At 74.1% G+C, this 14,517-nt stretch carries 7 protein-coding genes; 1 reads left to right on the top strand and 6 read right to left on the bottom strand.

What is annotated here, in order from left to right; translation table 11 throughout:
• Positions 1 to 172: 172 nt before the first annotated feature.
• Positions 173 to 3,736 carry an SCO5717 family growth-regulating ATPase gene (locus tag ACZ7P3_RS30285; protein WP_472086450.1) on the top strand — a complete coding sequence of 1,188 codons (3,564 nt, stop codon included), beginning with the start codon at positions 173 to 175 and terminating at the stop codon, positions 3,734 to 3,736.
• Positions 3,737 to 3,813: 77 nt separating this feature from the next.
• On the opposite strand, the gene ACZ7P3_RS30280 is transcribed toward ACZ7P3_RS30285, so the two are convergent.
• From ACZ7P3_RS30280 to infB, 6 genes are all read right to left on the bottom strand, one after another.
• Entirely contained in the window at positions 3,814 to 4,761 is a 948-nt protein-coding gene (locus tag ACZ7P3_RS30280) for a bifunctional riboflavin kinase/FAD synthetase (protein WP_472086449.1), read from the bottom strand.
• 130 nt (positions 4,762 to 4,891) lie between these two features.
• On the bottom strand, positions 4,892 to 8,740 hold the full coding sequence (locus ACZ7P3_RS30275) for a trypsin-like peptidase domain-containing protein (protein ID WP_472086448.1): 3,849 nt from the start codon (positions 8,738 to 8,740) through the stop codon (positions 4,892 to 4,894).
• 603 nt (positions 8,741 to 9,343) lie between these two features.
• Positions 9,344 to 10,249 carry a tRNA pseudouridine(55) synthase TruB gene (gene truB / locus ACZ7P3_RS30270; RefSeq protein ID WP_472086447.1) on the bottom strand — a complete coding sequence of 302 codons (906 nt, stop codon included), beginning with the start codon at positions 10,247 to 10,249 and terminating at the stop codon, positions 9,344 to 9,346.
• Complete coding sequence (gene rbfA / locus ACZ7P3_RS30265; RefSeq protein ID WP_472086445.1) at positions 10,246 to 10,716, bottom strand: 30S ribosome-binding factor RbfA; 471 nt, start codon at positions 10,714 to 10,716, stop codon at positions 10,246 to 10,248. Before rbfA ends, truB begins: the two co-directional genes overlap by 4 nt.
• A gap of 40 nt (positions 10,717 to 10,756) precedes the next feature.
• Positions 10,757 to 11,050 (bottom strand): DUF503 domain-containing protein, encoded by a 294-nt coding sequence (locus ACZ7P3_RS30260; RefSeq protein ID WP_359061716.1) that lies wholly within the window; start codon positions 11,048 to 11,050, stop codon positions 10,757 to 10,759.
• Between the two features lie 286 nt (positions 11,051 to 11,336).
• The gene (gene infB, locus ACZ7P3_RS30255; protein WP_472086443.1) at positions 11,337 to 14,447 is read right to left on the bottom strand and encodes a translation initiation factor IF-2; all 3,111 of its coding nucleotides are present in this window, start codon (positions 14,445 to 14,447) and stop codon (positions 11,337 to 11,339) included.
• Positions 14,448 to 14,517: the final 70 nt, after the last annotated feature.

The raw sequence follows: 14,517 nt of genomic DNA, 5'->3' as shown, positions 1-14,517 counted from the left end.
GTGGTGATTAGGCTGGGAGCGGGCGCGATGCCAGAACCCGTGGACCAGGCGTCGTCGGCCCAGGGGGAAGGCCGGTGGATCGGACTGCCTCGAACGACAACGGACGACGTGAACGACACGACATGGTCGCCCCGGCACGGCATGAGGGTGCTCGACCACATCAGGAGGAACTGTGAGCAGCGATCGGGACGGGATCCGCGGGGGCTGGGCCACACCCGGCGATGACCAGCCCGACGCGGATTCGGCCTTCGAGACCACCGGCGAGTTCACCATCGACTACGCCCCGCCCGCCTGGTACACGCAGAACGCGTCCGGGACGACCGGGGCGTCGGGGGGCTCCGGCACCACGGACGGTGCGGCACCGGCCGCCCCCGGTCCCGGTGGTGCGAGTGGCACCGGCGACACGAGCGGTTCCGGCGGTTCGGGCATGCCGGGCGGCCCGGCCGGGTCCGGTGCCGCGCCGCTTCCGCCGTTCCCTCCGCAAGCGCCCGTTCCGGGGCCGACTCCGCCGCCGCACGCCACTCCGGCGGCCGGTACGGCGGCGCCCGGGGCCCCGTTCACCCCGGCGGCTCCGCCCGCCCCTCCCGCGCCTCCCGCGTCCGCGTCCGGCGCGCCTTTCGCTCCGTCCACTCCGGCCACGGGCACGCCCACTCCGCCCGCTCCCGCCCCGGGGGCCCCTTACGGTCCGCCCACTCCCGCCGCAGGGACGCCGTACGGTCAGACCACTCCCGCCGCAGGGACGCCGTACACCATGCCGGCTCCGGCCGCGGGTCCCGGGACGCCCTTCGCTCCTCCCGCGCCGCCGGCCGGCAACCCGCTTCCGGTGCCGCAGCTTCCCCAGGGGTTCGAGCCGCAGCAGCCGCAGCAGACCGGGCCGTCCCAGCACGAGGCCCCGGCTCCGGCCGCTGCGGCCATGCCCGAGCCGGACAACGGGGACCTCGAGAGCGGGGCGACCATGAGGTTCTCCGCCGTGGCCCTGAAGCGTGAGATGGCCGAGATCGCGGAACGCGCGGCTGCCGAGCAGGCGGCCACCGCGGCCGGGAACGCGGGTTCCTCGGCCGACTCCGCCGAGAGTGCCGGACCGGCCGGCGGGGACGACACGGACGCCACCGGCGCCGAGGGTGCCCGGAGCGACGGGGGCGAAGCGGAGACCGCCGCCTCGGCGGACGGCTCGGGTACGGACACCTCCGGTGCGGACAGCTCCCTTGCAGACAGCCCCGTTGCGGACGGCTCCGGGCAGAGCGCCGGGGGCGACGGCTCCGAGGGCGCCGCGGCTACGGATGCTGGAAGGACGGATGGTGCAGGGGCGGGTGACGGAGGGACGGATGCCGGTGCCGCGGTGACCTCCGAGTCCGCCGGGAGCGAGGTCGAGCGCAAGGCCGCGGGCGACGGCAACGCCGAGGATGAGCGAAGGGCCGAGGGCGAGGGCAAGGCCGAGGGTGGCGCTGTCGCCGAGGATGCCGCCGGTCCGTCGCGGGACAGCGCCGCAGCCGATGCCGCGTCCGGCGCCGATTCCGACGCACCGAAGTCCACGGACGCGGTGCCGGCGGTACCGGCGGTGCCGCCGGAGGGCGCGCCCGAGAGTGGCGCCGTGCAGGACGCTGCCCCGGCCGCCCCCGCCGCCCCCCAGGACGCACCGCCCGCCTGGGCTCCCCCGCCGGCGCCGCAGAGCGGGATGCCCCCGCTGCCGCCGTCGTACCAGCCCGCCGCCCCGGCTCCGGCGGCCCAGTGGCCCGCACAGGCCGCGCCGCCGCAGTCACAGCCGGGCCCGATGCCCGGTCAGCCGCAGCCGGCCGCCGCGCAGGGGCCCGCGGGCGTGCCCGGGCAGCAGCCGCCGTTCCAGCCGCAGGCACCGCAGCCCGCCCCCGCCGCCTGGAACCAGCCGGGCGCCCCGACTCCGCCCGCTCCCGCGCAGCCCGCGCCGCAGCCCGGCCAGCCCTACGCCCCGGGAGCCCCCGGCGTCCAGGGCCCCGCGGCCGCCCAGCCCGGGGCCGCCGCACCGGCACCGCAGCCGGCCCCGAGCGGACCCACCCCGCCCTCCGGCTACGGCTTCCCGCAGCCCGGCATGCCCAACCCCCCGGCCCAGCCCGGCGGTTACGGCTTCCCCCACCCGGGACAGCAGCCGGCCCCCAACGGACCCGCCCCCCAGTCCGGCTACGGCTTCCCGCAGCCCGGCATGCCCAACCCCCCGGCCCAGCCCGGCGGTTACGGCTTCCCTCAGCCGGGACAGCAGCCGGCCCCGAGCGGACCCACCCCGCCCTCCGGCTACGGCTTCCCGCAGCCGGGACAGCAGCCGCTGCCCCCGCAGAACCCCGAGTCCGACCCGGCCGCCCAGGTCCCGCAGCCGCCCGCCGACCCGCGTGCCGGTGCCGCCTGGCCACAGCCCATCCAGCACGACCAGCGGCAGCCGACCAACCCGGGTGCGGCCCCGCTGGGTTACACCGCGGCCGTGGAGCTCTCCTCGGACCGGCTTCTCAACAACCGCAAGCAGAAGGCGAAGAGCGGCCGGCCCGCTGCCGCCGCGTCCCGTTTCAAGCTGGGCGGGAAGAAGGAGGAGGCCGAGCGCCAGCGGAAGCTGGAGCTGATCCGCACGCCGGTGCTGTCCTGCTACCGCATAGCGGTCATCAGCCTCAAGGGCGGTGTCGGCAAGACCACCACGACCACCGCCCTCGGCTCGACGCTCGCCTCCGAGCGGCAGGACAAGATCCTCGCCATCGACGCCAACCCGGACGCCGGCACGCTCGGCCGCCGGGTGCGCCGTGAGACCGGGGCGACCATCCGTGACCTGGTCCAGGCGATCCCGTACCTCAACTCCTACATGGACATCCGGCGGTTCACGTCCCAGGCGCCCTCCGGTCTGGAGATCATCGCCAACGATGTCGACCCGGCCGTGTCGACCACGTTCAACGACGAGGACTACCGGCGCGCCATCGACGTACTGGGCAAGCAGTACCCGGTGATCCTCACCGACTCCGGCACGGGGCTGCTGTACAGCGCCATGCGCGGGGTGCTCGACCTCGCCGACCAGCTCATCATCATCTCGACGCCGTCCGTCGACGGGGCGAGCAGCGCCAGTACGACGCTGGACTGGCTGTCCGCGCACGGGTACGCCGACCTTGTGTCACGGTCGATCACCGTGATCTCCGGGGTCCGCGAGACCGGAAAGATGATCAAGGTCGAGGACATCGTGTCGCACTTCGAGACGCGCTGCCGCGGCGTCATCGTGGTGCCCTTCGACGAGCATCTTGCCGCCGGTGCCGAGGTCGACCTCGACATGATGCGGCCGAAGGTGCGGGAGGCGTACTTCAACCTCGCCGCCATGGTCGCCGAGGACCTCGTACGGCACCAGCAGTCGCACGGGCTGTGGACCAGCGACGGCAACCCGCCGCCGGTGGCCGCCCCGCCGATGCCGGGCCAGCCGATGCCCGGACAGCCGATGCCGGGGCAGCCCTACCCGCAAGGTGGACAGCCCTACCCGCAGGGGGGACAGCCCTACCCGCAGGGGCAGCAGCCGTATCCGCCGCAGCAGGGCCAGCCGTACCCGCAGGCCCCCGGTCAGGAGCTGTACACCGGGCCACAGCAGGCACAGCCGCAGCAGCAGCACCCGCAGGCCCCGGGCCAGCAGCCCTATCCGCCGCAGGCTCCCGGCCAGCCCTACCCCCCGCAGCAGGGCCACCCGCAGCCGCCGCAGGGGTACCCCCAGCCTCAGCAGGGGCAGCAGCCGCCCCAGCAGTAGGACGGCATGAAAGAGGGCGGCCGGTGCGTGTTCCGCACCGGCCGCCCTGTCGTTGCGCGCAGAAGGCCGAAGAAGGCCTACTGCTCCGCCGCCACGATCTCCCGGCACTGCTTCACGTCTTCGGCCATCTGCTCCAGCAGGGCCTCCAGCGAATCGAACTTCGCCTGGCCGCGTACGTAGACCAGGAAGTCGACGGCGACGTGCAGCCCGTACAGGTCGAGGCCGACGCGGTCGATGGCGTACGCCTCCACCGTGCGCTCGGTGCCGTCGAACTGCGGGTTGGTGCCGACGGAGATCGCGGCCGGCATGATCTCGTCCTGCGCATGCAGATAGCCGGCGTACACGCCGTCGGCGGGGATCGCGGTGTGCGGCAGCGTCTCGACGTTGGCCGTGGGGAAGCCCAGCTCGCGGCCCCGCTGGGCGCCGCGGACGACCACGCCCTCCACCCGGTGCGGGCGGCCCAGGATCTCGCGGGCGCCGGCCACGTCGCCCTCGGCGACCAGGCGCCGCGTCATGGTGGAGGAGAACGGCTCGCCGCCGCCCGCCTCGCCGGTGACGTACAGGTCCACGACCTCCACCTCGAAGTCGTAGATCTTGCCCTGCTCGGTGAGGAACTCCACGTTGCCGGCCGCCCTGTGCCCGAAGCGGAAGTTCGGGCCCTCGACGACCGCCTTGGCGTGCAGCTTGTCGACCAGCACCTTGACGACGAACTCGGCCGGCGACAGCTTCGAGAACTCGGTGGTGAAGGGGAGGATGAGCACCGCGTCGACGCCCAGCTCCGTCATCAGCTCGGCACGGCGGTGGTGCGCGGCGAGCAGGGGCGGGTGGCTGCCGGGGCGGACGACCTCGCTGGGGTGCGGGTCGAAGGTGACCACGACGGCGGGGACGCCCAGCTCGCGGGCGCGGTCGACGGCATGCTTGATGATCAGCTGGTGGCCGCGGTGGACGCCGTCGTAGGAACCGATGGTGACGACGCTGCGCCCCCAGTCCTGGGGGATGTCCTCCAAGCCACGCCAGCGCTGCACTGTGACCGCTCCTCGAACCCGTGTCCGTGTCTACCGTTGACCTGTTGTGCAGGTCTAAGGGTGCCATGCCGGGTGCCCCGGGCCCGCATCGGCATGGGGGCTGTGACCGGGCGCACGTTCGCGGCCCGGCTCAGGCCGGTACCCGCACCCCCGCCAGGTTCTCGATCATGCGGCGGGCGCTGGGTCCCACCACCACGGCCCAGTCCTGAGGGGTCTCGGCCAGCCAGCGGGCCATCCGCACGGCGAATCCGGGCACCTGCCGGGCCAGGACGACCAGGCTCCAGTCGAAGCGGGTCGCGCCGTCGGGGGTGCGGACGAGGAGCAGACCGGTGCGGTGGACCAGCGCGCGCAGATCCGCGTCCCGGCCGTCGCCGTGCGGGGCGGCCGCGCGCAGGAGGGCGTCCAGGACGTCCGGGTCCTGCTCGCGGGCGAGGAGGAAGTCCAGCAGCTCGCGGCGCAGCAGCCGGGAGGCGGGCGCGCCGGGGGCGGCGAGCACCGGGGCGAGGGCCACCCGGACCTGTTCGGGACCGCCGTCGAGGAGGCCGGTGACCAGCGGCAGCAGGACGGAGCGGACGGCGGGCCCCTGGTCGAGACAACCGTCCACGTAAGCGGCCACGTGCCCGGCGGTCTCCGGCCGTGCTCCCACCGTCTCCCGGACGAGGGCGGCGACCCTGCGGGCGAGGGCCGGGGTGGTGACGTCGGCGAGCGTGCGCAGGGTCTCCCCCGGGTCCGGACCGTGGTGCAGACGGGCGCGGAAGGCCTGCAGGACGGGTTCGGTGTGCGAGGTCAGGGCCGGGACCAGGGCGCCGGGCGGGATCTGCGGGTCGCCGTCGGCGAAGTGCCGCAGGGCCTCGGTGAGATGACGGTCGCGGGTGTGCGGGTCGCGGACCAGCAGGGCGAGGGCACCGCCGTGCAGGGTGCAGTCGGCGGGGCGGGAGAGCAGGGCGAGGGCGGCGTAGCGCAGCAGTTCCCGGTCGGGCGCCGAGCGGACGTGGGGGGCGGCGCGCAGCGCGAACGCCACCGCCGCCACCCGGCGGTCGGGGCGCTCGTCGTGCGCCCAGCGGTCGACGGCCCGGCAGACCGCCGGGGTCTCGTCCTCGGCGAGGACGGTGAGCAGTTCGTCGGCCCTGCGGTGGGCGCTCGTCACGAGTACCTCGGTGAGGTTGTCCAGGGCGCCGCGCCGGTGTGTGTGCAGCAGGGCCTGTGCGGCGGTCGCCACGGTGGCGTGCGGGGTCGCGGGCAGCGGCCGCTCGTCGTCGAACCAGCGGACGAGGTGCGGCTGCACGGCGGCGGGGTCGGCGGCGAGCAACCGTGCCACGGCGTCCAGGTACCGCTCCTCCACAGCCGTGTCTTCGGTGGCGCCATCGCTCTCCTCGGCACCCCGGTGCCTGCTCGCACCCGTACTCTCCTCGGTACCCCGGTGCCTGCTCACACCCGTACGCTCCTCCCCGCTCTCACGCTCCTCCCCGCTCTCACGCTCCTCCGCTCCCTCACGCTCACCCGCCCCGCCACGCTCACCCACGCCGCCACGTTCTCCCGCGCCGCCACGTTCTCCCGCGCCGCCCGCCTCCGACGGCGCCCCGTCTCCGAGGACCAGCTCCCGCAGCAGTGCGAAGCGCTCGGTGTCGGAGACCGGCAGGGCAAGCCAGAAGGCGGGGCCGAACTCGGCCGGTACGGGCCGCTGCGCGCGGCGCCGGTGGACGATGCGGTCGGCGAGGAGACGCAGCACCTCGGTGTACGGCGTCGCGTCGGGGAGCTGGAGCAGGGTCCTGGTGAGCAGCCGGGCGGCCCACCAGGAGGTGGGGTCCAGGTCCAACGCTCCGGTCAACTCTCCCAGGCGGAGGGAGAGTTCACGGTGGCCGTACTGGCGGCCGAGGAGCAGCAGGGCCTGGACGACCGGGCCGATGCGGTGGTGCGGGACGGGGAGCGGGTGGGCTCCGCGCGGGGTACGGGGACGGTGCACGAGGGCGTGCAGGGCCTCGTCCAGATCGAGGTGCATGCCCTGGATCCAGTCGGCCAGTTCCTCGTACGCGAAGCGATAGCCGCTGCCGGCCGGGACCAGAAGGCCTTCGGTGAGGACGGCGGAGGCCCAGCCGGAGCCGCCGCCGAGCCGGGCCGGGGCGGGCCCCCAGGGGAACACCGCCTCGAAGTTGGCCCGGTCCAGCTCGCCCTGGCCCGGGCCGAGGCTGCGCCGGGCGGCCTCGTGCACCTGCCCGGCCACCCGGGCGGCGAGCCGGCGTACGGCCGTGCCCCGCAGCCCGTTCTCGGCGGCGAGGCGGACCGCGATGCGCAGGCACATCAGGTCGAGGTGGGCGGCGAAGACCTCGTGCCGGTCGACGGGCCGGGCGGGCGGGGCGTCCGGGAGCGCGGCGCGGACCTCGGACAGGAGGCGCAGCGTGAGCGGGTGCCGGGCGTCACGGCCGGTGAGGGCGCCGTCGGGGATGCCGTAGCGGGAGCGGGCCCGCCGGGCCTGCTCCTCGGTGAGGTCCGCGAGCCGCACGCACGACGGAAGGCGGGCCCCTCCGCCCGCCGGCGCATGGCGGAGGTCCGCCGGGAACTCCGCTCCGGCGCGCTCCCAGTACTCCTCCCGGCAGGCCACCACCAGCCGGGCCCCGGTCGCCCGCAGCCACTGGGCCGTCCCCCTGGTCCAGGCGGACAGCCGGTGGGCGAGGACGGGCGGCATCTCCTCGGGGCTGTCGAGGAGGAGCAGCAGCGGCCGGCCGGCCCGTCCGGCGAGGCGGGCCAGGCGCTCGGGGGTGAAGTCGCCGAGGTCGGCTGGGCACACGGAGCGGGAGGCGGCGACGATCCGGGCCGCGCGCTCCAGGGTGCGGCGGGCGGCGTCGGCCACGGAGCCGTCGGCGTCCTTCAGGTCGGCGCCGCGCAGCCACAGGGTGGGGGCGGGCCGCTCGCTCCGGTTGCACCGGGCGGCAAGGGCCGTGAGTTCGGTGGTACGACCGCTGCCCGGGTCGCCGACCAGACCGAGCACGGTGCGGTCACTGCCGATGAAGGCGTCCAACTCACCGAGGACGTCGGCGCGTTGCACGGGTCGCACCGGACCGGGACCGGCCGCCCCGACATACCCGGCGAGGGCGCCCGGCGGGCCGTCCTGGCCCACGGAGGTGGCGGTCAGCTCCAGGACGCCGGCCAGATTGAGGTCGGCGCCGTACGCGGGCACGGTGGCGGCGTTGCGGGCGAGCAGCTCGGCCAGCGGACCGTCGGCCGGCCGCAGCGGGGCCGCGAAGCCGGCGTCGCGCTGGTCGGAGTGCAGGGCGGTGCCGAGGATGCCGAGCACCGCGCCGGTGGTCGCATCCAGCACCGGTCCCCCGGCCGCGCCGCCGCCGAGCCGCAGCGCGTCCCGGCCGGCCGTGCCGATGGCCAGTTCGAGGGCCTCGTCGAGGAGGTGGAAGCGGTCGGTGGCGGCGTACGTCACCCGGGTGGCGGCCAGCACCCGCGCCTCGCGCCAGCAGCCCGCGGCGATCCGGACATAGGTGCCGGCCTCGATCCGGTCCCGGACGGTCAGCGCAAGGGGGTCCACCCGCAGGCCCTCGGTGCGCACCAGGGCGAGGTCGAGCGCGGGCAGCGCGGTGACGGCGTCGGCGCCGACCACGCAGCTGCGGCCCCCGGCGGCCCGCAGCACCAGCCGGGGCAGGCCGTCCACGGCCTCGTGGCTGGTGAGGAGGGTGCCGCGGTGGTCGGCGAGGAAGCCGATCCCGCGGGGACGGCCGGCCAGATCGTGGATCCGGACGAGGACGTCTGTGCCGGCGGGGCCGCCGGTGCGGTCACCGCCGTCCGGACGGCCCCGGTCCCGGTCCTCGGCCCGGCTCGCCCTGCGGTTCTCGGCCCTGCTCGCTTCACGGTTCTCGGCCCGGCTCGCTTCCCGGTACTCGGCCCCGCCGGCTTCCCGGTTCTGCCCCCGGTGTTCTTCCCGGGTCCGGCCGAAGACGCCGGTACGGTTCGTATCGCCGCCCCGACCCGCCATGCCGTACCTCCCCGCCCGTACACACGTGCCCTCACCTTTGACGGTAGGCGTGTAGTGATCAGCGGGACAGCTCGCGGGGCGAAAGCGCCCCCTTCCGCTCCCCCGCTTCACTCCGAGCGCCTGCCCGGTCGGGTGAATAGGACGGTACGGCTGGATACACCCTAGAGGTGGGGGAACCGAGGGGGGACCGTGGAGCGGCGGCAGTGGCAGGACCCCGTGGCCGCCGCTCCACGGGCAGGCCCCCAATGTGACCTGGCACGACCCGCTGCGGACCGAAGGGGCCACGTGGGCCGGACGTAACCGGTGCCGGCCGGGAGCCGAATGGATGCCGAACGGGCGCCGAGTGGATGCCGAACGGGCGCCGGACGAATGTGACCCCGCACAGACCGCAGCCGACCCATGCGGACCGACGTCGCCCCGCACAGACCGCAGCCGACGTTACGGACCGACGTGACCCCGCACAGACCGGTGCGGAGCCGCGCGGTCCGGCTTTTGGCCCGGCACGGAGGTGCCTGGCCCGGCTCGGACCGGCACAGCCCCGCACGGGCCGGTGTCGGCCCGTGCGGATGCGGGTCTGCGGATCGCGGGTCAGCGGATCGCGGGTCAGCCGAAGACGGCCAGGCTCTTGGCCTTGCCCTTGTGCTCCTCCACCAGCGCGAGGAAGCGTCCCTCGGGATCGAACACCGCGACGGTGCCCGCGCCCGCGTACTCGTCGGGCATCTCCAGCCGGACGCCGTTGAGGAGCAGCCGGGAGCGCTTGGCGTCCACGTCCCAGCGCGGGAACGCGGCCGCGGCGGCCTCGGCGATCGGCATGACGGTCAGCTCCGTCTGGAGCTGGTCCAGCGTCCTCGCGGAGTCGATCTTGTACGGCCCGACGCGGGTGCGGCGCAGCGCGGTGAGGTGGCCGCCGACGCCCAGGTCGGCGCCCAGGTCGCGGGCGAGGGCACGGATGTAGGTGCCGGAGGAGCAGACCACCGAGACCACCAGGTCGAGCACGGCGGTGCCGTCCTCGGCCACGGCGTCCCGGACGTCGTACACGGTGAAGGAGGAGACCGTCACCGGCCGGGCGGGGATCTCGAAGTCCTCGCCCTCGCGGGCCCGCTTGTACGACCGCACGCCGTCGATCTTGATGGCGCTGACCTTGGAGGGCACCTGCATGATGGCGCCGGTGAGCTTGGCGATGCCGGCGTCGATGGCGTCCCGGGTCACCTTGGACGCGTCGGTGGAGGAGGTGATCTCCCCCTCGGCGTCGTCGGTGACGGTGTTCTGGCCGAGCCGGACGGTGCCCAGGTACTCCTTCTCGGTCAGGGCGAGGTGCCCGAGGAGCTTGGTGGCGCGCTCCACACCGAGGACGAGGACGCCGGTCGCCATCGGGTCGAGGGTGCCGGCGTGTCCGACGCGGCGGGTGCGCGCGATGCCGCGCATCTTGGCGACCACGTCGTGCGAAGTGAAGCCCGACGGCTTGTCGACGATGACAAGGCCGTCGGGCGTGGTGTGCTTCTGGGTCATTCCGCGGCGTCGCCGTCCGTCTCGGCCGTCTCGGCGCTCTCGTCCTCGGCCGGCTTGCGGTACGGGTCGGCGCCGCCCGCGTAGTTCGCGCCCGCGGAGGCCTCGCGGACCTTCTCGTCGGACTGCCGTGCCTTGTCGAGGAGGTCCTCGATGGTCCGGGCGGTGTCCGGGAGGGCGTCGGCGACGAAGGTGAGGGTCGGCGTGAACTTCACACCGGCCGCACGGCCGACCTCGGAGCGCAGGATGCCCTTGGCGCTCTCCAGGCCGGCGGCCGCGGCCGTCCGCTCCTCGTCGTCCCCGTAGACCGTGTAGAAGACGGTCGCCTCCCGCAGGTCACCCGTGACCCGGGTGTCCGTGATGGTGACGTGCGAGCCGAGCCGCGGGTCCTTGATCCCACGCTGCAGCTTCTGGGCCACCACCTCCCGGATGAGGTCCGCCAGCCTTTTCGCCCGCGCGTTGTCGGCCACTGGTCCGTCTCCCGTTCTTTCTTCTTCTTGCGTTCTGTGGTCAGTCGTCGTCGCCGTGGATGCGCCGTCGTACGGACAGCAGCTCCACTTCGGGGCGGCCGGCGACCAGCCGTTCGCACCGGTCCAGTACGTCGGTGAGGTGCGCTGCGTCACCGGAGACCACGGCCAGGCCGATGATCGCTCGCCGGTGGAGGTCCATGTGGTCCACCTCCGCCGCGCTCACGGCGTACTTCCGCTGGAGTTCGGCGACGATCGGGCGGACGACGGAGCGCTTCTCCTTCAGCGAGTGGACGTCGCCGAGGAGGAGGTCGAAGGACAGAGTCCCCACGTACATGTGTGTAGCCGGTTCACCCGCCGGTACGGGATCGATGGCCCCGGGTCCGTGTGGCCGGGGACATCAAGAACGGTACCCCGTTCCTGCCGGAGGCTCGACGGGGTTTTACCGGCCCCGTACCGCAGCCCCCGCCCGACTCGATCGGCTGCGAAGGGGGCTCCTTCGGCCTGCCGAGTCGGGTGGTGGGTGGGCGTGAACCCGGGTGTCCCCGGGGGCACCGCCCCCGGGAACGGCGCGCTGGCCGGCGGAAGCACGCTCCCGCCGACCAGCAGCAAACCGTCGGCCGTCAGGCCCGCGGCTTCTCGCGCATCTCGTACGTCGCGATGACGTCGTCCACCTTGATGTCGTTGAAGTTTCCGAGGTTGATACCACCCTCGTAGCCTTCGCGGATCTCGGTGACGTCGTCCTTGAAGCGACGCAGACCCTCGATGTTGAGGTTCTCCGCGATGACCTTGCCATCGCGGACGAGGCGCGCCTTGGTGTTGCGCTTGACCTCGCCGGAGCGGATGAGAACACCCGCGATGTTGCCCAGCTTGGACGACTTGAAGACCTCGCGGATCTCCGCCGTACCGAGCTCGACCTCCTCGTACTCCGGCTTGAGCATGCCCTTGAGGGCCGCCTCGATCTCCTCGATCGCCTGGTAGATGACCGAGTAGTACCGGACGTCCACACCCTCGCGCTCGGCCATCTGCGCCGCGCGGCCGGCCGCACGGACGTTGAAGCCGATCACGATGGCGTCGGAGCCCATGGCCAGGTCGATGTCCGACTCCGTGACCGCACCGACGCCGCGGTGCAGGACGCGGATGTCGACCTCTTCGCCGACGTCCAGCTGGAGCAGCGAGGACTCGAGCGCCTCGACGGAACCAGAAGCGTCACCCTTGATGATGAGGTTGAGCTGCTGGACCTCGCCGGCCTTGAGCACCTTGTCCAGGTCCTCGAGGGAGACGCGGCGCGTGCGCTTGGCGAACGCGGCGTTGCGCTCACGGGCGGCACGCTTCTCGGCGATCTGACGGGCCGTACGGTCCTCGTCCACCACCAGGAAGTTGTCGCCCGCACCCGGGACGTTGGTCAGGCCCAGGACCTGGACCGGCGTCGACGGGCCGGCCTCGGCGACGTTGTTGCCGTTGTCGTCGAGCATGGCGCGCACTCGGCCGTAGGCGTCGCCCACGACCATCGTGTCGCCGACCCGCAGCGTGCCTCGCTGGACGAGGACCGTCGCCACGGCACCACGGCCGCGGTCGAGACGGGACTCGATCGAGATGCCCTGCGCGTCCTGGTTCGGGTTGGCCCGCAGGTCGAGCGAGGCGTCCGCGGTGAGGACGACGGCCTCGAGGAGGCTGTCGATGTGCAGACCCTGCTTGGCGGAGATGTCGACGAACATGGTGTCGCCGCCGTACTCCTCGGCCACCAGGCCGTACTCGGTCAGCTGACCGCGCACCTTGGTCGGGTCCGCGCCCTCGACGTCGATCTTGTTGACCGCGACGACGATCGGGACGTCGGCCGCCTTGGCGTGGTTGAGCGCCTCGACCGTCTGCGGCATGACGCCGTCGTTGGCCGCGACGACCAGGATCGCGATGTCGGTCGACTTCGCACCACGGGCACGCATGGCGGTGAACGCCTCGTGACCCGGGGTGTCGATGAAGGTGATCTTGCGCTCTTCGTCGTTGACCTCGGTCGCGACCTGGTAGGCACCGATGTGCTGGGTGATGCCGCCGGCCTCGCCCGCGATGACGTTCGTCTTGCGGATGGCGTCGAGGAGTCGGGTCTTACCGTGGTCGACGTGACCCATGACGGTGACGACCGGCGGACGGACCACCAGGTCTTCCTCGTCGCCCTCGTCCTCGCCGAACTCGATGTCGAAGGACTCGAGCAGCTCGCGGTCCTCCTCCTCGGGGCTGACGATCTGAACCGTGTAGTTCATCTCGCCCGCGAGGAGCTGCAGCGTCTCGTCGGAGACGGACTGCGTGGCCGTGACCATCTCGCCGAGGTTCATCATGACCGCGACGAGGGACGCCGGGTTGGCGTTGATCTTCTCCGCGAAGTCGGTGAGCGACGCGCCACGGGAGAGACGGATGGTCTCGCCGCCGCCGCGCGGCAGCATCACGCCGCCGACGCTCGGGGCCTGCATGGCCTCGTACTCCTGGCGACGCTGCCGCTTCGACTTGCGGCCACGACGCGCGGGACCACCGGGACGGCCGAAGGCGCCCTGCGTGCCACCGCGGCCACCGGGACCACCGGGACGGCCACCGAAGCCGGGACGGCCACCGCCGCCACCGCCGGGACCACCGGGACGACCGGCGAAGCCACCGCCGGCACCGCCGCCACCGGGACCGCCGGGACGACCGGCGAAGCCGCCGCCGCCACCGCCGCCACCCGGACGACCGGCGAAGCCGCCGCCACCCGGACGACCGCCGCCGCCACCGGGACGACCGCCGCCACCGGGACCACGACCGCCGCCACCACCGGGACCGGGACGCGGGCCGGCAGCGGGACGCTGCGGCATCATGCCCGGGTTGGGACGCGGACCGGCCGGGCCGGGACGCGGACCGCCCTGCGGGCGGGGCATGCCGGACGGCGACGGACGCGAGCCGCCCGGAGACTGCGGACGAGGACCGCCGCCCTGAGCGCCGGGCGCCTGCGGACGGGGACCGGCGCCGGGAGCGCCGGGGCCGCCGTGGCCGCCACCGGGACGGGGACCGCCCTGCGGACGGGGCGCCTGCGGACGGGCCATGCCGGTGGAGCCACCGGACGTGAAGGGGTTGTTGCCCGGACGCGGACCGGCCGGACGGGCACCGGGACGCGCACCCTGGCCACCGGGGCGCGGGGCGCCCTGGCCCGGACGGGCCTGACCCTGCCCCTGACCGGGACCGGCCGGACGGCCGCCCGGCTTGGGAGCACCGGGACGGGAGCCGGGACGCGGACCCTGGGCGGCCGGAGCCTGCGGGGCCTGCGGAGCCTGCGGAGCCTGCGCGGCCGGAGCAGCCGGCGGAGCGGTGAACTCCGGGGCTGCCGGAGCCGGGCGCGGCGCGGGCTTGGGACCCGGAACCGGACGCGGGCCCGGAGCCGACGCGGGGGCCGACGGGGCCGCGGGGGCCGACGGAGCAGCGGGCTGCTGAGCCGTCGGAGGCTTGGGAGCCGGCGGCCTCGGGGCAGCCGGACGTGCCGCCTGCACCGGAGAGGGCGCGGCGGGCTTGGGGGCGGCCTTGCGCGGGGCGGGCTTACCGGCCTTGCCGGTGCCACCGCCCTGGAAGGCGTCGGTCAGCTTGCGTACGACAGGCGCTTCGATAGTCGAAGACGCCGAACGGACGAATTCACCGAGTTCCTGGAGCTTGGCCATGACGACCTTGCTCTCAACACCGAACTCCTTGGCGAGTTCGTAGACCCGGACCTTAGCCACTTCGCTCCTTTGAGGTCCGGGGAAGCCGGACCGTCGCTAGTTCATGGGCGTACTCATCGCGTACTCATCG

The sequence above is a fragment of the Streptomyces sp. NPDC107581 genome, assembly GCF_055657175.1.
Note: the sequence above shows the minus strand (reverse complement) of the source record. Positions and strands in the feature narration are given on the sequence as shown.

Coding starts and splice junctions, on each gene's coding strand:
- truB (WP_472086447.1), bottom strand. CDS start 10,249: ATGACCCAGAAGCACACCACGCCCGACGGCCTTGTCATCGTCGACAAG.
- ACZ7P3_RS30260 (WP_359061716.1), bottom strand. CDS start 11,050: ATGTACGTGGGGACTCTGTCCTTCGACCTCCTCCTCGGCGACGTCCAC.
- ACZ7P3_RS30275 (WP_472086448.1), bottom strand. CDS start 8,740: ATGGCGGGTCGGGGCGGCGATACGAACCGTACCGGCGTCTTCGGCCGG.